Annotated in this window: 32 protein-coding genes and 4 pseudogenes; 1 reads left to right on the top strand and 35 read right to left on the bottom strand. The window is 61.2% G+C overall.

All coding sequences use genetic code 11. The features are described 5' to 3' along the window. Positions 1-114: 114 nt before the first annotated feature. The 9 genes from rpsI to rpmJ all read right to left on the bottom strand — a co-directional run bounded on the left by rpsI (position 115) and on the right by rpmJ (position 6,449). A complete protein-coding gene (gene rpsI, locus A4R35_RS17505; protein WP_112434285.1) occupies positions 115-489 on the bottom strand; it encodes a 30S ribosomal protein S9 in 375 nt (124 codons plus the stop codon). A gap of 145 nt (positions 490-634) precedes the next feature. After that, entirely contained in the window at positions 635-1,126 is a 492-nt protein-coding gene (gene rplM / locus A4R35_RS17500; RefSeq protein WP_112431596.1) for a 50S ribosomal protein L13, read from the bottom strand. A gap of 158 nt (positions 1,127-1,284) precedes the next feature. Next, positions 1,285-2,163 carry a tRNA pseudouridine(38-40) synthase TruA gene (truA, locus tag A4R35_RS17495; RefSeq protein WP_112431594.1) on the bottom strand — a complete coding sequence of 293 codons (879 nt, stop codon included), beginning with the start codon at positions 2,161-2,163 and terminating at the stop codon, positions 1,285-1,287. Positions 2,164-2,437: 274 nt separating this feature from the next. Next, a complete protein-coding gene (locus A4R35_RS17490) occupies positions 2,438-3,064 on the bottom strand; it encodes a bL17 family ribosomal protein (RefSeq protein WP_189361975.1) in 627 nt (208 codons plus the stop codon). Positions 3,065-3,069: 5 nt separating this feature from the next. Then, on the bottom strand, positions 3,070-4,059 hold the full coding sequence (locus A4R35_RS17485) for a DNA-directed RNA polymerase subunit alpha (RefSeq protein ID WP_112431592.1): 990 nt from the start codon (positions 4,057-4,059) through the stop codon (positions 3,070-3,072). A 62-nt stretch (positions 4,060-4,121) separates the two neighbouring features. Further along, on the bottom strand, positions 4,122-4,751 hold the full coding sequence (gene rpsD, locus A4R35_RS17480) for a 30S ribosomal protein S4 (protein ID WP_112431590.1): 630 nt from the start codon (positions 4,749-4,751) through the stop codon (positions 4,122-4,124). Between the two features lie 41 nt (positions 4,752-4,792). Beyond that, complete coding sequence (rpsK, locus tag A4R35_RS17475) at positions 4,793-5,191, bottom strand: 30S ribosomal protein S11 (RefSeq protein ID WP_112431588.1); 399 nt, start codon at positions 5,189-5,191, stop codon at positions 4,793-4,795. Positions 5,192-5,459: 268 nt separating this feature from the next. Beyond that, entirely contained in the window at positions 5,460-5,843 is a 384-nt protein-coding gene (gene rpsM, locus A4R35_RS17470; protein WP_112431586.1) for a 30S ribosomal protein S13, read from the bottom strand. Positions 5,844-6,332: 489 nt separating this feature from the next. Further along, a complete protein-coding gene (gene rpmJ, locus A4R35_RS17460; RefSeq protein WP_112431582.1) occupies positions 6,333-6,449 on the bottom strand; it encodes a 50S ribosomal protein L36 in 117 nt (38 codons plus the stop codon). A 160-nt stretch (positions 6,450-6,609) separates the two neighbouring features. Between rpmJ and A4R35_RS17455 the strand changes: the two genes are divergently transcribed. Further along, positions 6,610-6,807, top strand: coding sequence for a hypothetical protein (locus A4R35_RS17455; protein ID WP_112431580.1), 198 nt, complete (start codon positions 6,610-6,612; stop codon positions 6,805-6,807). Between the two features lie 268 nt (positions 6,808-7,075). On the opposite strand, the gene infA is transcribed toward A4R35_RS17455, so the two are convergent. From infA to rpsJ, 26 genes and pseudogenes are all read right to left on the bottom strand, one after another. Next, positions 7,076-7,297 carry a translation initiation factor IF-1 gene (infA, locus tag A4R35_RS17450; RefSeq protein WP_112431578.1) on the bottom strand — a complete coding sequence of 74 codons (222 nt, stop codon included), beginning with the start codon at positions 7,295-7,297 and terminating at the stop codon, positions 7,076-7,078. Between the two features lie 630 nt (positions 7,298-7,927). After that, positions 7,928-8,677: a type I methionyl aminopeptidase gene (gene map, locus A4R35_RS17445; RefSeq protein WP_112434281.1), complete on the bottom strand. Its 750-nt coding sequence runs from the start codon at positions 8,675-8,677 to the stop codon at positions 7,928-7,930. 105 nt (positions 8,678-8,782) lie between these two features. Continuing rightward, positions 8,783-9,454 (bottom strand): adenylate kinase, encoded by a 672-nt coding sequence (locus A4R35_RS17440; protein ID WP_112431576.1) that lies wholly within the window; start codon positions 9,452-9,454, stop codon positions 8,783-8,785. Positions 9,455-9,505: 51 nt separating this feature from the next. Beyond that, entirely contained in the window at positions 9,506-10,837 is a 1,332-nt protein-coding gene (secY, locus tag A4R35_RS17435) for a preprotein translocase subunit SecY (protein ID WP_112431574.1), read from the bottom strand. Between the two features lie 279 nt (positions 10,838-11,116). Further along, positions 11,117-11,653, bottom strand: coding sequence for a 50S ribosomal protein L15 (rplO, locus tag A4R35_RS17430; RefSeq protein ID WP_112431572.1), 537 nt, complete (start codon positions 11,651-11,653; stop codon positions 11,117-11,119). Further along, complete coding sequence (rpmD, locus tag A4R35_RS17425) at positions 11,653-11,835, bottom strand: 50S ribosomal protein L30 (RefSeq protein WP_112431570.1); 183 nt, start codon at positions 11,833-11,835, stop codon at positions 11,653-11,655. The genes rplO and rpmD overlap by 1 nt, the downstream gene beginning before the upstream one ends. Positions 11,836-12,201: 366 nt before the next feature. After that, positions 12,202-12,699: pseudogene (gene rpsE / locus A4R35_RS17420) on the bottom strand (30S ribosomal protein S5); the annotation flags it as partial. Positions 12,700-12,732: 33 nt separating this feature from the next. After that, positions 12,733-12,888 (bottom strand): annotated as a pseudogene (locus A4R35_RS25370) (50S ribosomal protein L18); the annotation flags it as partial. A 279-nt stretch (positions 12,889-13,167) separates the two neighbouring features. Next, a pseudogene (locus tag A4R35_RS17410) lies at positions 13,168-13,362 on the bottom strand (50S ribosomal protein L18); the annotation flags it as partial. A gap of 258 nt (positions 13,363-13,620) precedes the next feature. After that, on the bottom strand, positions 13,621-14,208 hold the full coding sequence (rplF, locus tag A4R35_RS17405) for a 50S ribosomal protein L6 (RefSeq protein WP_112431567.1): 588 nt from the start codon (positions 14,206-14,208) through the stop codon (positions 13,621-13,623). A gap of 15 nt (positions 14,209-14,223) precedes the next feature. Continuing rightward, positions 14,224-14,619 (bottom strand): 30S ribosomal protein S8, encoded by a 396-nt coding sequence (gene rpsH / locus A4R35_RS17400; RefSeq protein ID WP_112431565.1) that lies wholly within the window; start codon positions 14,617-14,619, stop codon positions 14,224-14,226. 228 nt (positions 14,620-14,847) lie between these two features. Next, on the bottom strand, positions 14,848-15,033 hold the full coding sequence (locus tag A4R35_RS17395) for a type Z 30S ribosomal protein S14 (RefSeq protein WP_112431563.1): 186 nt from the start codon (positions 15,031-15,033) through the stop codon (positions 14,848-14,850). 5 nt (positions 15,034-15,038) lie between these two features. After that, positions 15,039-15,581, bottom strand: coding sequence for a 50S ribosomal protein L5 (gene rplE, locus A4R35_RS17390; RefSeq protein WP_112431561.1), 543 nt, complete (start codon positions 15,579-15,581; stop codon positions 15,039-15,041). A 5-nt stretch (positions 15,582-15,586) separates the two neighbouring features. Beyond that, the gene (gene rplX / locus A4R35_RS17385) at positions 15,587-15,985 is read right to left on the bottom strand and encodes a 50S ribosomal protein L24 (RefSeq protein WP_223258380.1); all 399 of its coding nucleotides are present in this window, start codon (positions 15,983-15,985) and stop codon (positions 15,587-15,589) included. Positions 15,986-16,013: 28 nt separating this feature from the next. Then, positions 16,014-16,382 (bottom strand): 50S ribosomal protein L14, encoded by a 369-nt coding sequence (rplN, locus tag A4R35_RS17380; protein ID WP_052890664.1) that lies wholly within the window; start codon positions 16,380-16,382, stop codon positions 16,014-16,016. Continuing rightward, positions 16,379-16,708 (bottom strand): 30S ribosomal protein S17, encoded by a 330-nt coding sequence (gene rpsQ, locus A4R35_RS25365; protein WP_399358745.1) that lies wholly within the window; start codon positions 16,706-16,708, stop codon positions 16,379-16,381. The genes rplN and rpsQ overlap by 4 nt, the downstream gene beginning before the upstream one ends. 101 nt (positions 16,709-16,809) lie before the next feature. Further along, positions 16,810-17,019, bottom strand: coding sequence for a 50S ribosomal protein L29 (gene rpmC / locus A4R35_RS17370; RefSeq protein ID WP_146747251.1), 210 nt, complete (start codon positions 17,017-17,019; stop codon positions 16,810-16,812). Next, the gene (gene rplP / locus A4R35_RS17365; RefSeq protein ID WP_069805725.1) at positions 17,006-17,437 is read right to left on the bottom strand and encodes a 50S ribosomal protein L16; all 432 of its coding nucleotides are present in this window, start codon (positions 17,435-17,437) and stop codon (positions 17,006-17,008) included. Before rplP ends, rpmC begins: the two co-directional genes overlap by 14 nt. Positions 17,438-18,146: 709 nt before the next feature. Beyond that, positions 18,147-18,842, bottom strand: a pseudogene (rpsC, locus tag A4R35_RS17360) (30S ribosomal protein S3); the annotation flags it as partial. A gap of 41 nt (positions 18,843-18,883) precedes the next feature. After that, positions 18,884-19,234 (bottom strand): 50S ribosomal protein L22, encoded by a 351-nt coding sequence (gene rplV / locus A4R35_RS17355; protein WP_112431555.1) that lies wholly within the window; start codon positions 19,232-19,234, stop codon positions 18,884-18,886. A gap of 61 nt (positions 19,235-19,295) precedes the next feature. Beyond that, the gene (gene rpsS, locus A4R35_RS17350) at positions 19,296-19,583 is read right to left on the bottom strand and encodes a 30S ribosomal protein S19 (protein ID WP_052890667.1); all 288 of its coding nucleotides are present in this window, start codon (positions 19,581-19,583) and stop codon (positions 19,296-19,298) included. A gap of 48 nt (positions 19,584-19,631) precedes the next feature. Continuing rightward, a complete protein-coding gene (gene rplB / locus A4R35_RS17345; RefSeq protein WP_112431553.1) occupies positions 19,632-20,465 on the bottom strand; it encodes a 50S ribosomal protein L2 in 834 nt (277 codons plus the stop codon). 10 nt (positions 20,466-20,475) lie between these two features. Next, on the bottom strand, positions 20,476-20,775 hold the full coding sequence (gene rplW / locus A4R35_RS17340) for a 50S ribosomal protein L23 (RefSeq protein ID WP_112431551.1): 300 nt from the start codon (positions 20,773-20,775) through the stop codon (positions 20,476-20,478). A gap of 3 nt (positions 20,776-20,778) precedes the next feature. Further along, positions 20,779-21,552, bottom strand: a complete 774-nt coding sequence (gene rplD, locus A4R35_RS17335) for a 50S ribosomal protein L4 (RefSeq protein WP_112431549.1) — start codon at positions 21,550-21,552, stop codon at positions 20,779-20,781. A 9-nt stretch (positions 21,553-21,561) separates the two neighbouring features. Continuing rightward, a complete protein-coding gene (gene rplC / locus A4R35_RS17330) occupies positions 21,562-22,356 on the bottom strand; it encodes a 50S ribosomal protein L3 (RefSeq protein WP_262982340.1) in 795 nt (264 codons plus the stop codon). Positions 22,357-22,626: 270 nt separating this feature from the next. Beyond that, on the bottom strand, positions 22,627-22,944 hold the full coding sequence (gene rpsJ, locus A4R35_RS17320; RefSeq protein WP_052890671.1) for a 30S ribosomal protein S10: 318 nt from the start codon (positions 22,942-22,944) through the stop codon (positions 22,627-22,629). Between the last annotated feature and the right edge of the window lie 71 nt (positions 22,945-23,015).

The following is a 23,015-nucleotide window of genomic DNA, read 5'->3' as shown; positions in this document are numbered from 1 at the left end:
TCTCCCCCTCTCCCGACCTCGCCTGTGGTCATTCATCCATCTGCCCTCCTAAGAAAAGCAGATAGAAGAAGCAGGCGAAGCCAACAGCAGGAGTGGAGCCAGACAGAGCCAGACTTAACGCTTGGTGTACTGTGGCGCCTTGCGTGCGCGCTTCAGACCTGGCTTCTTGCGTTCCTTCATGCGAGGATCGCGTGTCAAGAAGCCAGCCTTACGCAAGGTATTCTTCCAGTCGGGATTGACGCGTAGCAAAGCCCGCGCCAGAGCATGGCGAATAGCGCCGGCCTGGCCACTCAGTCCGCCGCCAAGCACACGCACCGAGATATCATAAGCGCTGGTCAGGTCCAGCAGGCGGAGCGGCGCCAGGGCGGTTGCTACCACCGATTCGCGGTTGCCAAAGTAGTTCTGAAACTCACGCCCATTGACAATAATTCTACCGCTCCCATTGGGATAAAGACGCACGCGAGCCACAGACGTCTTGCGTCGTCCCATCCCGTAGTAGTACTCCCCTTTAGGCAGCTCCAGTTTGGTGCTTTCAGCCAAGGTCCGTACTCCTCTCCCTTCCTTGTCTCATCTCATCTCGATCGGTAAGGTCAGCAAGTAACAACGAGAAGAAGCGATAGCTCCTCATTTACTTTTACTTTTCGCCAGAGGTCGACGGCTGCTCCGAGAGATACTCGTCCAGCAGCGCCTGTGGCCCACGCCAGGGAACAGGCTTTTGAGCCTGATGCGGATGGGTTGGGCCAGCATAGACCTTCAGCCGCCGCATCAACTGGTTGCCCAGGCTATTGTGCATTACCATACCGCGCACCGCATGAATCAAGGCGCGTTCAGGGTGAGGACCCTCCAGCACCTGGCGGAGCGTCTGCAGCTTCACGCCGCCCGGGTACTGGGTATGGCGGAAGTAGACCTTCTTATCGAGGCGCCCGCGCGTTACGGCGATCTTATCGGCATTGACCACGATCACATAATCGCCGCAGGGCATATGTGGAGTGAACGTCGGTTTATGCTTGCCGCGGAGAATGGTTGCGATCTGCGACGCCAGCCGGCCCAGCACCTGCCCCTCGGCATCAATCACATACCATTGCGGGCGCAGGTCAGCAGCCCTGGCGCTATAAGTCTTTCTCATAGGACACATCTCCCAAAACGCAATCTTGCTTGCTCACTTACTCACACAGCTTCACAGCGCGGAGCACCGGGGCAAGGTGCTTCCTCCCTAGCCGTCCATCTTCGCGCTCCACGCTTGCCGCCCAGTCCAGTAAGGAACAGGTGAGCCGGGCCTGTTTATCAGGCTGGCGGGCCTTCATCAGAGACTGGCTCAGCTCCAACGCCCGCCAGTGCGGGCCAAACAGCAGAGGCCAGGGTGGTCGTAGTCGCCGACGATCCTGGCAGGCCGAGTTCCCTGGGGTAGGAGACCCCGACCAGGCACAGCCCACGCGCCGGCACCGCTACCCCTGGATGAGAACGGTCAGCGCGCTGGACAATAGCCGCGAACTCCTCCACGCTGAGCCGCCGCTGACCGACCAGCAGCAGTGTACCCACAATACGGCGCACCATGCCTGTGAGAAAGGCATTGGCCGTAAAGTCACAAAAGATACAGGCGCCGTGGCGGACGCAGGAGGCCACCAGCATCGTACGGATACAGTGATGTGGGCCAGCCTCATCGGGATGAGAGGCATCCTCGGGACTATGCCCAAAGGCCCCGAAGTCCTTCGTTCCCAGCAGACACCTGCAAGCCTCAGCCATGAGATCGACCGCCAGTGGCTGAGCGCGATGGTATGTGAAGCGAGCCAGGAGCGCCGTCGGAATCGCATCATTCCAAATCGTATAACGATAAGAGCGACTGATAGCGCTGAAACGAGCATGGAAGCGCTCTGGCACCTCACGCGCCCAGCGCACGACTACCGTCGCTGGCAAGGTAGCATTCAAGGCCCGCACCCAGGTCTCGGGAGCTAGTCGCGCCTTCGTATGGAAGTTGATCACCTGGCCCGAGGCATGAACGCCCGCATCAGTGCGCCCGGCACCGTGCACCACAACCCGCTCACCAGCAATGCGCGCGATAGCGGTCTCCAGCACCCCCTGGATCGTAGGGCCGTGAGCCGCCGGCTGGCGCTGGAAGCCATGATAGTCCGTGCCATCGTACTCAATGCCACAGGCAATATTCATGCGATCTCGTCTATCCGCCTATCCCTATCCGTCTAGCGCCTCATCGCCTAACCGCAGGCAACCCCTTCCAGAGTGTGAGCTACCTACCTCACGCGAGCTGAGCGAGGTAGAGAGCCCGCCCCCGGCCCTCCTGGCTCGTTCACCCATCCAGTGGCCGAGACTGGTGACCAGTCACGCGCCCGCTGAGGGGTCGAGGTAGCGCCAGAGCCGCCAGGCCCGAGGGAAAAGCAGAGGCGTCCGCCTCCTCTTCTTCCTTTCTCGCCGCCCGCAGACCCTAGACCAGAGCGATCTGAGCGACCTCGGCGGCATCGCCCTTGCGCCGCCCCAGCTTCGTAATGCGTGTATAGCCACCGGGACGGCCCATATAACGGGGCACCAGCTCATCGAAGAGGCGACGCACCACCAGCTCATCGGGTAGATGGCTCAGCACATAGCGGCGGGCACGCAGCTCAATCACCAGTGCCTCATAAGCGGCGCGCAAAGCCCGCTCCGCCTCGTCTTCCTTGGGAATAATGCGCAGGAGCTCCGTACGGCGCTCCTTCAGCTTATTCTCCAAGAACTTACGGCCCTGCTCCGTCAGCGGGGGCATGCCCATAGCCGCGCGCTCCTCGTTCGTCGCCACCTCATCATGGAGCGAGAAGCGGCCACGGCGCGCAAAGGCCAGCAGCTTGGCCGCCTTCTCCTCATCGGGAACCACCTGCGCCAGATGGCGCTGAGCCGCGGCGCGGCCCTCGACGGCGGTCGCGATCAGCCGCTCGACCTCGCCGCGAATCGCGCGGGCGCGGGCCAGGGTGGTATTGATCCGATCGTAGCGGAGCAAACCAGCCATCAGGCTGCGGCGGACAGCACGACGGCGGTGCTCCGGCATTCCCAGCTTGTTACCGGCAACACGATGCCTCAACTTAACTAGCCCTCCCTTTCGTGATCGCCGTTCATCTCGGCCCCGACCGTGCTGGCGCGCAGATTCGTCGGGAGGAAGTTGCGCGCAATCAAGCGATCGCGCAACTCCTGCAAGCTCTTCTCGCCAAAGTTGCGCACGCCCAGCAGATCTTCCTCATTCATCGAGAGGATCTGGCCGACCTTCGTAATATTGCTGCGCTTCAAGCAGTTATAAGCGCGCACCGAGAGATCAAGCTCCTCGATGGGCGTATCGTAGATTTTCTGAGGAATCGGCAGACTGCTTAGCGGCGGTTTCTCCTGCTCGGTCGTCAGGGTCGTATGATAGTTGGCGAGCTGCGAGAAGAGACGCACCAGGATATCGGCCCCCTGCCGCAGAGCCTCCTCGGGCGTAATCGTGCCATCGGTCCAGATTTCCAGGACCACCTTTTCATAGTTGGTCATCTGGCCGACGCGCGTATGCTCCACGGTGAAGTTCACTTTCTCGACTGGGGAGTAGATGGCATCGACCGGGATGACTCCAATCGGCTGGTCCTCCTTCGAATCGGCGGGGACATAGCCGCGCCCGGTCTCGACCACCATCTCCATATCGAGGCGCGCATTCTCGTTATCCAGCGTCGCAATGTAGAGATCAGGGTTGACGATCTCCACCGTGCTTGGCGCCGTGATGTCCGCCGCCGTCACCACGCGCTCACCGGAGACGTTCAGGTGCATCGTCACCGGGTGGTCCGAGAAGCAGCGCAACCGCAGCTTCTTGATGTTGAGCACGATATCCGTCACGTCCTCCATGACGTTGGGGATATCCTGAAACTCGTGCTGCACCCCCTCGATGCGAATCGACGTCACCGCCGCGCCCGGCAACGACGACAGGAGCACGCGCCGCAGGGCGTTGCCTACCGTGACGCCGTACCCCGCCTCCAGCGGCTCGATGTCGAAGCACCCGTAATTGCCCTGGGTTTTCGTATTCCTGATGCGCGAAGGCAGAGTGATGTCTTGCAAGGTTCTAACCTGCCTTTCTTGTACTACCACCGCCTACAACAGCTTTGCTTTGCTTCTTCTGGCTAACGAACCTGATAATACTCAACCACCATTTGCTCTTCAAAAGGCAGTTCGAGATCGGTGCGCGACGGCAGCGAGAGCACACGCCCGCTCATGTTCGCGATGTCCAGACTGAGCCAGCCTGGCACAGCCTTCTGCGAAAGCTGGAGCGCGCGCGTCTTAAAGTACTCCAGACTCTTACTGCGCTCACGCACAGTGATCACATCCCCGGGCTTAGCCACAAACGAGGGGATATCCGTCTTGCGGCCATTGACCTCAAAATGGCCATGCGAGACCAGCTGACGCGCCTGCGCCCGCGAATCGGCAAAGCCCAGGCGATAGACCAGATTGTCCAGGCGCATCTCCAGAATCTGGAGCAGATTCTCACCCGTGCGGCCCGGACGGCGCAGCGCCTCATTATAGTGACGGCGGAACTGGCGCTCCAGCACGCCGTAGGTGCGGCGAATCTTCTGCTTCTCGCGCAGCTGCGCTCCATAGCCCGAAAGCTTACGCTGGCGGCTGCCTCCATGTTGACCGGGCCGGGTGTTGCGCCGCTCCAGGGTACAATTCGTCAGGCACTTCTCGCCCTTTAGAAACAGCTTGACCCCCTCACGTCTGCACAGCTTGCAAACAGGGCCTGTATAGCGTGCCATCTTTAGCTCATCCTCCTCACACGTCCAATCGCACAGCGCCCCTACACACGACGCCTCTTCGGCGGGCGGCAGCCATTGTGCGGAATCGGCGTGACATCAGTGATCGAAACGACGTTGAGACCGGCGGCCTGCAGCGAGCGGATCGCCGCCTCGCGGCCAGAGCCTGGCCCCTTAACATAGACCTCGACCTGGCGCATGCCATGCTCCATCGCTTTCCGGGCCGCAGCCTCTGCCGCGACCTGGGCCGCGTAGGGAGTGCTCTTGCGCGATCCCTTGAAGCCCTGCGAACCGGCACTGCTCCAGGCCACGACATTCCCATTCGGGTCGGTCACGGTCACAATCGTATTATTAAAGGTCGCTTGAATGTGCGCCTGGCCACGCGGCACCGATTTCCGTTCACGCCGGCGCGGCTTACCCGCCTGCTTCTTTTTCTCGGCCATGTTCTCTTTCTCTCTACCTCCGATGAGACGTCTGCTTGTCAGGAATTACCTGCAGCTCTATCCTATTGTTCAAGCTTTTCAGGAATACTCACCGGCTAACCGGTTCAGCGTACGCAAAAGACCGCGAGCAGCCAGCTCACTCAGCCCTTCTCCTCGCCCGCGCCCGGCCCGCCGGCTGGCCAGCGCCACCGTGAGGGCTGGAGCTGACGACAACCAGAGCAGAGCGCTCGGCCAGGAAGAGAGGAAGCCGCCGCTGAGGCAGCCATGCTTACTTCTTGGCTGTAGCCTTCTTCTTGCCGGCCACCGTCTTCCGCGGTCCGCGGCGAGTACGCGCATTCGTTCGTGTTCGCTGGCCACGCACCGGCAGATTGCGGCGATGGCGCAGGCCGCGATAGCAGCCGATCTCAATCAGGCGCTTGATATTCTGCTCGACCTCGCGCCGCAGATCGCCCTCGACCTTGTATTCGCGGTCAATGACCTCGCGAATACGGTTGACCTCGTCCTCGGTCAGATCCTTGACCCGCTTGGAGGGATTGACATGGGTCTTCTCCAGGATCTGCCGGCTGGTCGTAGGGCCAATCCCATAGATATAGCGCAGCGAGATCTCGACCGGTTTCTCGCGTGGGATATCGACTCCGGCAATTCTAGCCATCTTCTCCTCCAGATCAGACAGGCCGGGGCCTTGGGCCTGGCCTCTGCCCCGCCTTTCTTCTCCTCGCCTGAGCTTTTCTACTCACACCGTTGACTGATAGGGAATTCGCGCGATCGCTTCCGGGATCTGGTGATCAAGGCGCCTGACAACTCCAGTTCTCAGTCCCGTGCCTGACCACTACTGACAGAGCATACTGGTAGTGCTTGTTCCACCGTCTCCCAGACCTTGCCGCGCGCGCTCGTTGATCAGCAGGCTCGCCGGGGGAGGAGAGGCTTCCCGTCAGCGGGCCTGTCGTGAGAGACGACACGGACCAACGAACAAAGATAAGACCAACACAGGCCCAGAGCGGCGATCGCTGATGGACAAGCGGGCAACAGTCAGCTGCTCTTCGCCGCCTGCCCAGCCTGATCCGGCAGCCAGGCCAGCCAGGCCGCCCAATGCCTGTCGGCTACCATTACCGCTACGGCGCAGCCCTTCCCCGAGCATGCTCTAGCCCTGACGCTGCTTATGCTTCGGGTTCTTGGTACAAATCACGATCACCACGCGATTGCGGCGAATGACCTTGCAGTGCTCGCAGCGTGGTTTCACCGAGGCGCGTACCTTCACGGCTCCCTCCTTCCTTCGTTTCTGCTCTTCACTTTGCCATTGTTAAAGGTTGTCGTGTTGCGCCGAAGCGCTCATCTGCAGCATCTAGTCATGTCGAGCCAAGCGAGAGAAACGAGGCCGCAGCAGCGCAGAGTCAGACCAGCCTGACTGGAGCAGGCAATTGAAGACGAAAGGGCGAGTGCCGACGCGCCACAGGCGCTGGCTCTCTCCCGACCTGCTCCTGCCCTCGCCCCGCCGGGCCTGGCGCTGGAGCCGTCCGCTTGCTCAGATTGTCATGGACGGGCAGCCGCCAGTCTGGCTTCACCTGCCCCACGCGCAGCGGGGGCCAGGGGCAGGGGAGCGCGGGAGCTATCCCTGACGATGCAGAAGCTGCACAGACGAATCTGAGCTGTGACATGGGAGCGAGGCGCCGGGGCCAACGGGCTGTGGGCCAGCCGAGCCACGTCATAGCAGGCTCCGGCCCAAGGCTATCTGCTCTCTGTCTGCTCTCTGCTGATGCTGAATAGCTCGCTCGCCTTGCCATAGTAGGAAGCGGCGCCACAACCAGGCCGGTTCTGTCTTAGCTGCCTCTGCGGCTGGGCGGCTGGGCGGCTGGGCGGCTGCGGCGATCCAGGGAGCCGCTTCGGTCAGGGCTTGACGCGCCAGGTGATGCGGCCCCGTGTCAGGTCATAGGGCGAGAGCACCACTTTCACGCGGTCGCCGGGGACGATGCGCACGAAATTCATGCGGATGCGTCCCGACAGCGTGGCCAGAACCTCATGGTTCTCGTCGACCTTGACCCTGAACATCGCATTTGGGAGGGCTTCGGTCACCTCGCCCTCCACCTCGATCTCATCCTTTTTCGGCATAGCACCCTTTCGTCGTCACCTGTTGCAGTGGCTCATCGAAGCGTTCCAACAGCAGGTTGTGCGCAAACGGTCCACTTCACTCACCCACTCTACTCTGCCGCCGTCTTCCTCTCCTCTCCTCTCCCTCGCTTCCTGCTGGCGGTGGCTGGCTCGTTGGCTGACCGGCGGATAAGGATTCCTCACACGAGACTGCCGGGCCGACCTGCCTTGCTGTGGGCCTCGCCACGGACCTGCCCAGCCAGGCCGGGAGGCGGATAGACAGGTCACCCACTCCTGTACTACGCCACATATGAGGAAACAAGGCGAGTTCGCTCTCTATGAGAAGGTCGTTTGTCCCTACGACTTGTGTGCTTTTCCAGAGTGGCAAAAAGCAGCAGGGAAGACTGCTGCGACCAACTGCGAATTATAGCACAAACCTTCGGGAAAGTCGAGGGGCAGACCCTCTTTCTACCAGAACTGGATCTCTTCTTCCCCGGCCCGGCCGGGTTAGCCAGTCGTCACCTCGCTGTAGCACCTGGCTGTTGGTCATCGCCTGCTCGTTCGTTTGGTTGCTCGCCTGCTTCATTGTGGTGAAACGGAACGAGCCAGCCCTGTTGGTCTCGTTATGTCTGTGTGCTACTTGTCACTCTCTCAGAGAGTCAAGATCTCGGCATCGCCTTCCGTGATAGCAACGGTATGCTCGAAATGCGCAGAGTAGCTATGATCAGCCGTAACCACGGTCCAGCGATCGGGGAGGACGCGTGTCTCCTTCCCGCCCATATTGACCATTGGCTCGATCGCCAGCACCATCCCGGGCCGCAGAGCCGGATTGGGTAGCCCAGGTTCGACGTAGTTCAGCACCTGGGGATCTTCATGCATACTGCGCCCAACGCCGTGGCCGCCCCACTGACGCACCAGCGAGAAGCCGGCGCTCTCCACGAACTGCTGAATAGCGCGGCTGATATCCAGCAGGCGATTGCCGGCCCGAGCCGCGGCAATCCCGCGATAGAGGGCATCCTCGGTCACTTTGAGCAGGCGTTTCAGTTCGGGGCTAATCTCGCCCACGCCGATGGTGATAGCGGCATCGGCATGCCAGCCCTGATAGTTAGCGGCGAGGTCGAGGCTGATAATATCGCCTTCCTGGAGCACGCGCTTACCCGGGATTCCATGCACCACCTCATCGTTGACCGACGTACACAGGTGGCCAGGGTAGCCGTGGTAGCCAAGCGAGCTTGACTTTGCTCCATAGCGCTGGAGCGCCTCCGCCGCCAGGCGGTCCAGGTCGCCAGTAGTGATCCCGGGGCGAACGGCGCTGCGTAGCTCGGCCAGAACCGCGGCGACAATCCGGCCCGTCTCCCGAATCCGCTCGCGCTCTTCCTTTGATTTTATGATAATCGCCACAATCAACTCTCCTCATGGGTGGCCGGGCTGGGGCGAGCCAGAGCCAAAGCCCGCACCGCCAGCCCTCCAGGCCCGCCTGCGGTGGGCAGGCGACGAGGCGACGGATCAGGCCGACCCATGCTGACCTTGTTCATAGCCTTTGATAGTCGAGAGCAACTCCTGATGAACCTCGTCGATGCTCTGATTGCCATTGACCTTCACCAGCTTCCCCTGGGTCGCGTAGTAGTCGAGCAGGCGGATTGTCTCCTTAAAGAAGATATCCAGTCGCCGTTCGACTGCCTCGCCGACATCGTCGGAGCGCTGGTAGAGTTCGCTTCCATCGATATCGCAGACACCCGGAACCTTAGGTGGCTTGCTATAGATGTTGTAGACATGCTGGCAGGCGCGACAGATATAGCGACCCGCCAGCCGCCGCACTAGTTCCTCACGTGGTACCTCCAGATAAACGGCCAGATCGACCTGCCTCTGAACGGCTTGCAGCCCTTTATCCAGAGCCTCCGCCTGGGGAATGGTTCGCGGGAAGCCATCCAGCAAGGCCCCCCTGGCACAATCGGGACGGGCCAGTCGACCCAGGATCATTGTGATGGTCAGCTCGTCAGGGACCAGCTCACCGCGATCCAGATAGTCTTTGGCTTTCAGGCCCAGCTCAGTGCCTTCAGCGACTTCCTTACGAAACAGATCTCCGCTGGCAACGTGCGGAATCCCAAGTTCCTGAGAGAGCGCTTTCGCCTGGGTCCCTTTGCCCGACCCTTGAGCGCCAATGAGAATGATCAGCACCGTTTCTCCTCCGATGGAAGCGGACGAGGCGCACCATCGCGCCTCGCCGACCTACGACAGGAAACCCGAGTAATTGCGCATGACAACTTGTGCTTCAAGCTGTCTGATGGTATCCAACGCCACCGCCACTACGACCAGTAGGGCGGTCGAGCTGAGCATCTGGGTTCTGGCCAGATAGGGCAGGACCGCCAGCACGCCCAGGAAGAGCGCGCCGCCGAGCGTCACCCGTCTCAGCAGCGTTTTCAAGTAGACGCGTGTCTGCTCGCCTGGGCGATAGCCAGGAATGTGAGCGCCCTGCTTCTGCAGATTCTCGGCGATATTCTGCTGGTCCCAGACCAGATCGGCGTAGAAGTAGGTGAAGAGGACCACCAGCACAAAGTAGAACAGCCAGTACCAGGGCAGCGTTGTATTGAGCGCGGTACTGCTGAGCCAACTCGCTGCCGTCGTGAGCCAGCTGGCATTGCTGCTGGCCAGATACTGGGAGATCACGGTCGGGAAGAGCAAGACCGAGTTGGCGAAGATCAGCGGAATCATGCCGGCGCTATTGACCATCATGGGAATATAGGTGGTCTGTGCCGAGCCGACCAGCATCCCTCGTCCGACGATGCGCTTGGTAGGATACTGAATCGGAATACGTCGCTGTCCCAGGTAGATATAGACGATGCCGGCAATGGTGATCACGGTGATCAGCCCGAGCGCGACCAGGTTGAGAATGCTGCTGCTCGTGCCGCCCGTCGTGGTGCTGGAGAGGTAGCCCTGCTGCACCAGGGTCGGCAGGCGGGTCACAATGTTCCCCAGGATGATGATCGAGATGCCATTACCGACGCCATACTCCGTGATCAGCTCGCCGAACCAGACCAGGATCATCGTCCCCGTGGTCAGCGAGAGCAGAATAGCCAGCGTCTGCAGCCAGTTGGGGCCAAAGAGGTTGAAGGTGCTGGCATCGAGAACCCCCACCCTCACAAAGATGGCCGCGCTACCCAGCGCCTGGAGAAAGGCCAGAGGGACCGTGATGATGCGCGTGATCTGGCTGAACTTGAGCCGTCCGGCCTCGCCCTCTTCCATGAGGCGATGGAGCGCCGGAATGATCGGTGAGAGCAGCTGCATCACGATGGTCGCCGTGACGTAGGGGTAGACGCTCATGGCGATGATCGAGTAGGTCTGGAGCGATCCCCCTGAAAAGATGTCCAGAAGGCCGAGTAACTGGCCCAGATTCTGATTTTGACCGCTCGTGAAGAGGCTGGCCAGCGTTTGCTCCTGCTGGTGGGTCAAGGGGACTGTGATGTGCGCCAGTACCCGCATGAGCAGCAGGATGATCAGCGTAAAGATAATTTTCTTGCGCAGGTCGGGAATAGACCAGACACTGAGCAGCCGTCCTAACATGGATGGCTCCTTTCACAATAAGCAAGCGTCACGCGGATAAGCAGCTTCCTGGCCCTGGCCCAGGACCTGGGGTCCTTCCCTTCCCGGCCAACAGTAGCCCTGGCCGCGCTGATCGTTGGGTCTTTCTTGCCCTCATCGTACTCATCAGCAGAGAGAGATACACCGCCTGGCCGGCTGCTGCTTACCGCGTCAGACCAGGCTGGCCGACCAGCGATCTGCGATCTTGGTTGACCCGCCTGGATGGAAGACAGGAAAAACCGGCTCAGGCAGGTACCAGGCTTAAGCCTGGGCCTGCGCCCCCTGAGCCAGCTTCCCCTGATCTTTGCGGCGCTTCGTCTTCTCGTAGACCTTGACCGGGATCACTTCGATTCTGCCACCGGCGGCCTCGATCTTGGCCCGCGCGCTTTCTGAAAACTTGTGGGCCCGGACTGTCAGCGGGCGATGCAGCTCGCCATCGCCCAGGATCTTGACCAGGCCGCGGCTCTCGGTAGACGAGAGCAGGTGCTTCTCGGCCAGGGTTTCTGGTGTAACCTGGGCCCCTGGCTCAAAGAAGCGCTCCAGGCTCTCGATATTAACAATGGCGTATTCCTTCCGGAAAGGAGCGTTGCTATTGCCAATGCCTCGCAGGAACGGCAGGCGCTGCGACAGCGGCGTCTGACCTCCTCCAAAAGCCTGGCTGACCTTTCCACCGGTGCGCGCCTTCTGACCCTTGGTACCGCGGCCTGCCGTCTTGCCACGTCCCGAGCCATGTCCTCGCCCAACTCGTCTTGACCGCTTATGCGAACCAGGAGCTGGTCGCAGATCAGACAGTTTCATTATGCTATCTCCTCCACCTTGACCAGGTGTCTCACCTTCTGAATCATACCGCGAGTCGTGGGCGTATCCTCGCGCACCACTTCCTGCTGGAGCTTGCGCAGTCCGAGCGAGCGGATAGTCTCCCGCTGATCCTGCGCGTAGCCAATCGTACTCTTCACCCACTTAATGCGCAGCTTTGCCATAACAGTCTCTCTCCTCAACACTCTGGCGCTCATCTTGCCCTGCTCAGCATCGCTCTGCTCTCCCCCACCTCCGTCTCCCTCCAGGGCCACAAGACAAGCTGCAGCATCTGCAGCGTCTGCAGCGTCACCGGGTCAAGCCGAGTCGGGCTGGGCTGAGCCGGGCTGAGCTGAAGCGAGCGAGAGCAAGCGAGTGGGGTCTGTCTAGCGACGGCGTTCCCCACGACGTTCCGCGCGCTCGGCGCGTTCGCGGGCGGCACGGCGCAGAGCGCGCTGCTCACGCGCCTCCTCCTCGCGGGCAGCGCGGAGGGCCGCCGCCTGCTCGGCAGCGCTTGCCGCCGCTGCCGCCAGGCGCTCAGCACGGCGCCGTCCCAGCAGCTCGACCACTGTCTTACCGCGCAGGGCCGCCACTTCCTCGGGCGAGCGCAGCTCCTTGAGGGCCTCAATGCAGGCGCCGACGGTATTGGCGCGGTTGGAGCTGCCAATGACCTTCGTCAGGATATCGCGAATACCAGCCAGCTCCACCACGGCGCGCACCGCCGCCCCAGCGATGACCCCGGTACCGGGCGCGGCGGGTTTGAGCATCACCTGCGAGGCTCCAAAGGTCGTCTTGACCATGAAGGGGATGGTCGTACCAGTCAATGGCACATGAATCAGATGCTTTTTGGCATCCTCAGCGGCCTTGCGAATCGCTTCGGTATACTCGGCGGCCTTCCCCATGCCATAGCCAACGTGGCCATTGCGGTCCCCAACTACCACGAGCGCCCGGATGCTGAAGCGGCGCCCGCCCTTAACGACCTTGGAGACGCGGGTGACTTCGACCACGATCTCTTCCAGGTTCAGCTTCGACGCATCTATTCTCGGCATGTTCCTCCTCGTGCTCGTGCCTACCAACGTGACCTAGAACTGGAGGCCGCCTTCACGCGCCCCTTCGGCAAGGGCGGCTACGCGTCCGTGATAGGCATAGCCCCCACGGTCAAAGACGACCTTCTCGATCCCCTTCTCTTTCGCGCGCTGCGCGAGCAACCTGCCAACCTCACGCGCAATAGCGACTTTGCGATTGTAGGCAATAGCCGCTAACGCCTCGACGGGCGTTTTCTTCTCGCCTTTTTGAGCGCTGGGTAGAACAGTCTTGACCTGCGTCGGCGGGCGACCCCGTTGCTGCTGACTACCTTTACCGCCTCGGGCCTGCTGGCTCTGGGCCTGGGTCCGCGCTGCAGCTCGTGCCGCCCGGCGTGAAGGCGCAGCCTCCGCCGCGCTTTCGACGACTACCTCCTCCTCTGGAGCGGCTTCCGCCTGGGGGGCCACCGACTCAGGAGGCGGCGCCGGCTGGAAATCGCGCAGAGCTGCCTCCAACGAGGAGGCCGAGACAAGTGTCTGACCCAGGGTATCGTCGATAATCTGAGCATAGATATGACGAGCGCTGCGGAACACATTCAAACGTGGTCGTTCCGCTGTGCCCTTGACTCGGCGACGTATCCGCTGGTGCCGACGCAGCCGCGCCTTGTTCGCATTGAACGTCTTGATCATGAGAACGTGCCCCTGTTCTTCTCTATAAGAGTAATAAAGAAAGATGAACCGACGCTGCAAGGGACGTGATCGGCACTACGTCCCTCCTTATCGCAGATGTGCTTGTTTGCTTACTTGCCTGCGCCAGTGATAGACCGATTGATTGATTGATTGATTGATCGATCGATCGATCGATCAATCGGCTCCAGTGAGCTGGCCCGTCTAGAGGCCAGCCAGGGGTAAGACCAACCCAACTGGCTTGCCAGCAGATGGCCGCCGTTACTTCTTCTTACCGCCGCCGGCCTTGCCCGTCTTGCCGGCCTTACCGGCCTTACGCCGGATCTCCTCGCCAGCGTAGCGGATGCCTTTGCCCTTGTACGGCTCCGGCTCGCGAATGCGGCGAATGATGGCCGCCATCTCGCCTACCTTCTGCTTATCGATCCCGACCACACTGACCTTGGTGGCCTTGGTCACAGGGTCAACCCCGTCGACCGTGAAGGAGATGCCTGGCGGCGGCGGCACCTCAACCGGGTGGGAATAGCCCACCATGATCACCAGGTTATCGCCCACCTTGGTGGCACGGTAACCAGTACCGTGAATCTCTAGCTGCTTGCTGTAGCCCTGGGTCACGCCGACCACCATGTTATTGATCAGCGTGCGGTAAAGGCCATGCTGAGAGCGATGCAGCTTATTATCGGACTGGCGCGCCACCTTGAGCGTGCCATTCTCCAGGGTCAGCGAGAGAGACGAGGGGATCTTGAGGGACAGCTCGCCCTTTGGGCCTTTGACAGTCACCAGATTGTCCTCGTTCCAGCTGACCTCGACCTTCGGCGGGATCGGGATCGGCATACGCCCTATACGCGACACGTGTCTACCTCCCGTCTACCAGACGTGACAGATAACCTCGCCCCCAAGACCGAGCTGATAGGCTTTGCGTCCCGTCATCACGCCCTTGGGAGTGGACAGAATGGCAACCCCCAGCCCACCCCGCACCAGGGGAATATCCTTGCGCTTGGTATAGACACGCCGCCCGGGCTTACTCACACGCTCCAGCTGGGACAGCACCGGCTTCTTATCGACATAGCGCAAGGTGATGCGAATCGTCCCCTGGGGATTATCCTTGATCACTTCGATATCTTTGATGTAGCCCTCTTCCTTGAGCACACGCGCAATGGCCAACTTCATCTTGGAGGCCGGAATCGAGACCCGCGTGTGCCGCGCGATGATCGCATTGCGGATGCGGGTGAGCATATCCGCGATGGGATCGGTCATGTTCATAGTACAACACCTCCACGATCATGAAAGAACGAGCGTTCGTCGGTCACTGACACTCTCACCCAGTTCATTCATTCGTTCGTTCGTTCGTTCGACCGTCTAGCCCAGCAGTCGCGGGCAGGCATCTTACCTGCTGGAGCCAGGCAGCCCAGCGGCCCGCCCCGTCGCAGCCAGCCCGTACGCACATGCGCGCTCGCTCTTTCACACTGCCGACCTGGGCGATTGCTGAACCTACCAGCTTGATTTCGTCACACCGGGCAGCTCACCACGCAAGGCCCGCTCACGGAAACAGATGCGGCACAGGCCAAACTTGCGCATGTAGGCACGCGGGCGACCGCAGACCCGACAGCGGTTGTGCTGGCGCACCTTAAAACGGGGCTTGCGCTGAGCCTTGACGATCATCGAGATCTTGGCCATCGATCCTACCTCCTGAAAGGCATCCCGAGCAGGCTGAGCAGACGCCGCCCTTCCTCATCGCTGCGTGCCGTGGTCACAATGCTGACCTCCATGCCCCGGACCTTATCGATCTTGTCATAGTCAATCTCGGGAAAGACGAGCTGCTCACGCAAGCCTAGCGTATAGTTGCCACGCCCGTCGAAGGAATCCGGAGAGACTCCCTGGAAATCGCGCAGACGGGGCAGAGCGACATTCATGAGCTTATCAAGAAAGTAATACATGCGCTCGCCCCGCAGCGTCACCATGCAGCCGATCTGCATGCCCTTACGCACCTTGAACGAGGCCACCGAGCGCCGCGCATGGGTAATGACCGGGCGCTGACCGGTAATGAGCGAGAGATCGTTCACCGCCGCTTCCATCGCCTTGGCGTTCTGAATGGCCTCGCCCATCCCAATATTAATGACCACCTTGTGGATGCGCGGCACCTGCATCGGATTCCTGTAATTGAACTCCTTCTGCAGGGCCGGTACCACCTCCTTGAGATACTTCTCCTTCAAGCGTGCTGCCATAATCTCTACGCACTCCTCGTCCGATCAGCAATGACCTTGCCACATTTCTTGCAGATACGCACCGGGCGGAGCTTTTGATCAGCTCCCATCGGACGACGCTCATGGGCCACGCGCGTTGGCTGACCGCACTCTGTGCAGATCAGCATGGTGTTAGAGACATGGATGGGCAGGGCTTTCTCAATGATGCCTCCCTGACGCAGCTGCCCCTGTGGCTTCTGGTGCCGCTTCACAAGGTTGACTCCCTCGACGATGACCTTGTTGAGCTGCGGCAGCGCCCTGACCACGGTCCCCTGCTTGCCTCGATCCTTGCCCGCGATGACCAGCACTGTGTCGCCCTTCTTGATGTTCATTTTGGCCCGGTGCAGAGGCCGCTTCTCTTCCTTCGCTTTTGTCTTGACAGCCATCGTCTCTACCTTCTTTCCTCACCTTCCCTCAGAGCACTTCTGGCGCGAGCGAGAGGATACGAACATAGTTTTTCTCGCGCAGCTCGCGGGCCACCGGACCAAAGATACGTGTTCCTCGGGGGTTGTTGCCAGCGCCAATCAGAACGGCGGCATTATCGTCAAAACGAATGTGGGAGCCGTCCGGACGCGCGTACTCCTTGGCGACGCGCACCACTACCGCGGTGACCACCTCGCCTTTTTTAACCTGACCGTTGGGAGCGGCACTTTTGACGCTGGCCTTGATGACGTCACCTACCGTGGCATACTTCTTGTTTGAGGTGCCAAGGACACGGATGCACATGATCTCCTTGGCCCCCGTGTTGTCGGCAACCTTGAGACGAGTCTGGGGCTGGATCATTCGGCTCCCTCCTCTGCTTGCTGCTCACGCTGCCCGCCCAGCGCCACCTGGCCAGCACCCTGCTGGACCCGCTCCAACTCACTGGTGATCTCCTGGCCCAGCACCTGCTCAACCGGGACAACACCGCTGCCGCGCTTGATCACCTCGATCAGGCGCCAACGCTTGAGCTTGCTCAGCGGGCGGCATTCCTCGATGCGCACGATATCCCCAATCTGACAGATGTTGTTCTCATCATGCGCATAGAAATGTTTTGTCTGACGATAGGTTTTCTTGTAGAGCGGATGCATCTTGAGCCGCTCTACAGCAACGACGATGGTCTTATCCATCTTGTTGCTGATCACCAGCCCCACCTTCTGCGGGCGCCGGCGCAGCGGACGCCCTCCGGTTGAGCTGAGCGTGGCCGCATTCTGCTCGGTCGTTCTCTGGGTCATTGCTCAGCCTCCAGCTCTGAGATATGGTGAAGCAGGCGAGCGATATCTTTACGAGTCTGAGCGAAGATGCGCGTGTTTTTGACTTCCCCGCGCTGCTTCTGCAGGCGCAGATTGAAGAGCTTGGTACGCAGCTCTTTCAGCTCGCGCTGGGCTTCTGGCAGCGACATCTCGCGAATCTGCTGGCGACGCTCCTTAAGCTTCGGCACGCTCCGCCTCCCCTTTGACTACAAAGCGTGTGGCGATTGGCAACTTATGACTTGCCAGGCGTGCGGCTTCCCTGGCGACCTCCTCGCTCACACCACTGATCTCGAAGATCATATGTCCGGGCTTGACCACCGCTACCCAGTGGTCGAGGGCGCCTTTCCCCTTGCCCATGCGCGTCTCCGCAGGCTTCGCGGTCACGGGCTTATCGGGAAAGACACGAATCCAGACCTTGCCGCCGCGCTTCATGAAGCGCGTAATGGCAATACGAGCGGCCTCGATCTGGCGCGCTTCCAGCCAGCAGGGTTCCAGGGCCTGCAGGCCATAATCGCCGAAAGCGATCGTATTGCCGCGATGAGCGGTCCCCTTCAGGCGACCGCGATGCTGTTTGCGATACTTTGGACGTCTCGGTGCCAGTAACATGGCTGCCTTTTCTCCTCTTTGCCACAGGTAGCCCCGCCTCTTGATCTGCCTGCTGTTGCGGCCCGGGCCGGTCGGGGCTGATGCGTCTGCTCTCCTCGTCTGTCGCTAGCTACGCCAGCTTACTCTCCGCTGGACCTGGCTCGTTCGCTCGGAGACGCTGGCCTACCTGTCCACCGCGTGCCCTGATCCAGCCTGCTTACTCCTCAGCACCGCCCGCAGAAGACTGCTCGCCGCCCCGTGGCTGCTCAGCGGCAGTCGGTGGGGCTGCCTGCTCAGAAGGAGCAGTCGGTGTCGGCGCCGGGCCCTGGACAGACTGCTGCTGCTGTTGTTGCTGTTGTTGCTGGTGCTGATGATGCTGCTGTCTTTGCTGATGCTGCTGGTGCTGAGCCGACGGCTGCGACTCGGGCTGCTGGGCCTGGCGTCCCTGCTCGCCACCGCGCTGACCCTGATCAGCCCGTGGTGGACGAGGCGGACGCTGCGGACGACCCTGGCGCCCCTGCCCCTGCTGGCCCTCGCGCTCGCCGCGTGGCGGACGCTGACCTCGCTCACGCTCCCCCTGAGCCTGACCCTGCTGACCACCCTGAGCCTGGCCGCGCTCACGCCCAGGACGTCCCTGAGCGTGCTCAGGCCGCGGACGCGGGCCGCGCTGCTCGGGTCGCTCGCGGCGGTCGGGTCGCTCGCGGCGGTCGGGCATGCGCCGCTCGCCCACGCCGACCTCACGCGGCAACAGCGCTGGCTGCGGGGCAGCCTCCTGTCCCTCGGGACCCGGGCCTTTGCCGGGGAGCACGTCCCCCTTGTAGATCCAGACCTTGACCCCAATCACACCATAGGTCGTGTGGGCCTCCGTCTGTCCATAGTCGATATCGGCGCGCAAGGTATGCAGGGGAACCTTCCCCTCGACCTCTTTCTCGCTACGTGCGATCTCCGCACCTCCGAGGCGCCCGCTCACAATGACCTTGATCCCTTTGGCATTGGCGCGCATGGCCTTCTGCACAGCCTGCTTCATTGCGCGCCGGAACGAGACACGCTTCTCAAGCTGCTCAGCGATCGTGCGACCAACCAGGTAGGCATCCAGCTCCGGCTGACGAATCTCCACAATGTTGAGGCGCACTCGCTTATGGATCTTCGACTCCAGCAGATTGCGCAGCCGGTCCACTTTCTCGCCATTCTTACCGATCACGATGCCCGGCCTGGCGGTATGAATAGTCACCGATACCTGCGTCGCCGCCGCACGCTCGATCTCAATGCGCGAGACCGCCGCGTTGGCCAGCTCGCGATTGATCGTCTCGCGGATCAGCATGTCCTCCGCGAGCAGGTCTTTGTAGTCACGCTCAGCATACCAGCGAGAAAGCCAGGTTTTGATAATGCCGAGCCTGAACCCTGTGGGATGAACCTTCTGTCCCACTGACGTGCTCCTCCTTCACTGCACTTCGCTCGCTCAATTCGTTAGCGTCCCAGGTCGGCTCGATCATCCGAAACGATGACTGTGACATGACTGGAGCGGCGGATGATGTACGACAATCGTCCGTGTGAGCGGGCCTTGAAGCGCCTCTGACGCGGCCCTTCGTCTGTCACAATGTTAAGAATGTAGAGCTGGTCGGGATCGAGATTGTAGTTGTTCTCTGCGTTCGCTACCGCCGACTGGATCACCTTCTTGACCGGCCTGGCCCCGGCGTTGGGCAGGAAATCAAGAACCGGCAGCGCCTCGCTGACGCGCAGTCCCTTGACCGCATCGGTGACCAGGCGCAACTTACGCGGCGAAATGCCTATGTTTCTCGCAATAGCCCTGACTTGCATCTCCTACTCCATCAAAGACGGCTCCGCTGGCCTTCCGCCAGGGGCGGGAGGAGAGAGCAGGCTAGCGAACCGAGGTGGTCCGCTCGCTCTTTCCCCCCGAGTGACCGCGGAAGTGCCGCGTGGGAGCGAATTCTCCCAGCTTATGGCCTACCATGTTTTCGGTGATATAGATCGGCACATGGGTTTTGCCATTGTGCACGCCGATGGTCAAGCCAACCATCTCGGGGAAGATGGTTGAGGCACGCGACCAGGTCTTGATCAGGCGGCGCTCACCGCTGCGCCGCATCGCCAGGACCTTCTTCCTCAGCGATTCGTGAATGTATGGACCCTTCTTACGCGAGCGCGACATGCTTTCTTTCTCCTCCTCCTACCTGTGCCTGTCTGGCCAACTCACTCGCTAGCGTCGACCAGCGTTGCGCCGACGGACAATGAAGCGATCAGTCCGCTTGTTGCGCCGCGTTTTGACACCGAGGGCGGGCTTGCCCCAGGGTGTCTGCGGCTGGCCGCCGCGCGGCGCGCGTCCTTCGCCACCGCCGTGCGGATGGTCACAGGGGTTCATGGCCGCGCCGCGCACCGCAGGCCGTCGGCCCATGTGGCGGGAACGGCCCGCCTTGCCGATGGTGATGTTCTCATGGTCGGGATTGCCGACCTGACCAACGGTGGCCATGCAGCGGCTGTGCACGTAGCGCAGCTCGCCCGACGGCAGGCGAATGAGAGCGTACTCACCCTCCTTAGCCATCAGCTGCGCCCCCACGCCAGCGCTGCGCACCAGTTGGCCCCCGCGCCCGGGCACCAGCTCAATGTTATGAATGGTGGTGCCAACCGGAATGTTCTTGAGCGGCAGGGCATTGCCCGGCTTGATGTCGGCCTCTGGCCCCGCCATCAGGTAGTCACCCACCTTCAGCCCGAGCGGAGCAATGATGTAGCGCTTCTCACCGTCAACATAGTGCAGGAGGGCTATGCGAGCCGAGCGATTAGGGTCGTACTCGATCGCGGCCACTTTGGCCGGCACGCCCAGCTTGTTGCGCTTGAAGTCGATGATCCGGTAGGCTCGCTTCGCACCTCCGCCTCGATGGCGAGTGGTGATCCGGCCCTGGTTGTTGCGACCGGCATGCTTTTTGAGCGGCTTGATCAGCGACTTCTCTGGCTCCGTCTTCGTGATCTCTTCGAAGGTCGAAACCGTCATGCCGCGCCGCCCGGGTGTCGTTGGCTTATACTGCTTTACTGGCATTGTTTTCCCCTTATGCCTTCAACGCCTCAATGGTCTGACCCGGCTGGATGGTCACGATGGCCTTTTTCCAGCGCTGCCCGTGGATGACGCGTGGCAGGGCCCCCCGCCGGCGCAGGACGCGCTTCTTGCCGGGCACGTTGATGATGTTGACCTTGAGCACCTTCACATTGAAGAGCTGCTCGACGGCGCGGCGCACGTCGATCTTCGTGGCCTCTGGCGCCACCTTAAAGGTATACTGGTTGTGCTGCTCCTGGAGTTTGACCGATTTTTCCGTGATGATTCCGTGACGCAGAACCTCGGTGATCTCCACGGCCTACCCCTCCTCGCTGTCGCCGGCGGCCTCAGCGTCGGCACTGGCCTCGCTCTGAAGCTCTTCCTGCGCCGCAGCCTCCGCCTGGGCCTCGACCTCGCCCTCGGCTTCGGCAATTCGTTGGCTGGCCTCCTCGGCGCTCAGTCCTTCACCGAAGACGTATTCCAGCCAGCGCACAGCCGGCACCGGCATGATGACACTGTCGTGCTTCAGCAGCTCTACGACATTGATGGCACAGACATGCTCAACCTTGGTGCCTGGAATATTGCGCGCCGAGAGCAAGACGTTCTCATCGCGCTGCGGCAGCATCAGCAGCACGCGCTTGCTGTCGCCGACAGGCAGCTTGCTGAGCACCTCTAGCATATCCTTGGTGCGGGGCCGCTCCAGCTGGAGCCGGTCCACGACAATCAGGCGATTGTTAGCCACTTTATCCGAGAGCACCGAGCGAATCGCTAGGCGCCGCATCTTGCGTGGCACGTCGTGATGATAGATGCGAGGCCGCGGTCCAAAGACCACGCCACCGTGGCGGAAGTGGGGCGCGCGAATGCTTCCCTGGCGCGCCCGACCGGTTCTTTTCTGCTGGTACGGCTTCTTGTTTCCTCCCGAGACCTCGCCACGGCGCTTGGTGGAGACGGTGCCCTGGCGGCGGTTGACCAGCTGGGCGGTGACCACCTGGTGGAGCACCGGGATATGGGGCGTGATCCCGAAGACCTGCTCGTTTAGCTCAAGCTCTCCCACGGCCTCGCCGGCCATGTTATAAACTGTTGTCGAGGGCATCGCCGTTACCTACCTCTTATGCTTCCTAATCATGAGCAGGCCGCCATTCGCACCGGGCACCGAACCTTTGACTACCAGCAGATTGCGCTCCGGGTCGGCCTGAATGACTCGTAGCCGTTTGACTGTGACGCGCGCATTGCCCATGTGGCCGGCCATGCGCAGGCCCTTGAGCACGCGCCCGGGGGTGGTACCGGAGCCAATGGAGCCGGGTGCACGATGACGATCCGACTGTCCATGCGTCTTGGGGCCGCCAGCAAAGCCGTGGCGCTTGACGCCGCCCTGGAACCCCTTTCCTTTGGAGGTGCCGATCACATCCACGAATTCACCGACCTTAAAGAGGCTGACGTCAAAACGGGCGCCCAGCTCTAGTTTGTCGGGCGAAGCCCCTTCCTCAAGTTTGACCTCACGCAGAATGCGGAAAGGTCCCAGCTCCGGTCCCGGACGGCGCTGGCGGTTCTCCTGCAAGGCCAGGAGCTTCTGAATCTGCTTGTCTGGCTTCTTTTCCTCGGACGTCTGCGCTGCGCTCCCGCTCTTGGCCCCTTCTTCCTGGTCGCGGGCTTTGGCGCGCTGCTCCTGCTGATACTGCTGCAGACGGCGGCGCTGGGCTCTTAAGAGCGGCAGCCGGTGACCAAGGTGCCCAAGTAGCGGGCGCGTCGTACGCTTGACGGGGATCGGCTCAAAGCCAATCTGGACTGCTTCGTAGCCATCACGGGCAGTGGTCTTGATCTGGGTAACGATGCACGGGCCTGCTTCAATGACGGTTACGGGGATGGCATTGCCATCCGGCCCGAACACCTGCGTCATGCCCACTTTCCTGCCCAACAATCCATTGAGCATACTCTCTACCTACTCTCCTCTGTAGGGAGGGATGGAACCAGACGAAGGCTCCTCGCTCTGACCCGCATCAGTCCGCCTGACCTGGTGCAAGATCATCTCCCCTCTTATTAAGGAGAGTGAACGGGACTGAGCGACCCGCGCGACCGCTTGCGGTGCTGCCGTTCTGTCCCGTTCGCTTGCGCTCTCCTGGCAGGCTGACGGCCAGAGGCGAAGTTGCTTTCCTTCCGGCCTATCCACCTACAGCTTGATCTCGATGTCGACACCTGCGGGCAGATTCAACCGCGTGAGCGCTTCGACCGTCTTGTTGGTTGGGTCGACGATGTCGATCAGGCGTTTGTGAGTGCGAATCTCAAACTGCTCACGCGAGTCTTTATCAATAAAGGGCGAACGGATCACGGTGAATTTCTGGATCTCCGTGGGCAGCGGTACAGGCCCAGAGACGCGCGCTCCGGTCTGCTGCGCTGTGTCGACGATCTGCATCGCCGACTGATCCAGAATGCGATGGTCGTAGGCCTTCAAGCGAATGCGAATGCGCTGTTTCGCTCCGGTAGCCATTGTCTCTTGCCTCCTTTTTGGCCTGGCCTTTGCCTCTGATCGAGTGAGCCTCTGGCTCTGCCGCTTATTCG

The organism is Thermogemmatispora tikiterensis (assembly GCF_003268475.1).
Taxonomy (GTDB): domain Bacteria; phylum Chloroflexota; class Ktedonobacteria; order Ktedonobacterales; family Ktedonobacteraceae; genus Thermogemmatispora; species Thermogemmatispora tikiterensis.
Note: the sequence above shows the minus strand (reverse complement) of the source record. Positions and strands in the feature narration are given on the sequence as shown.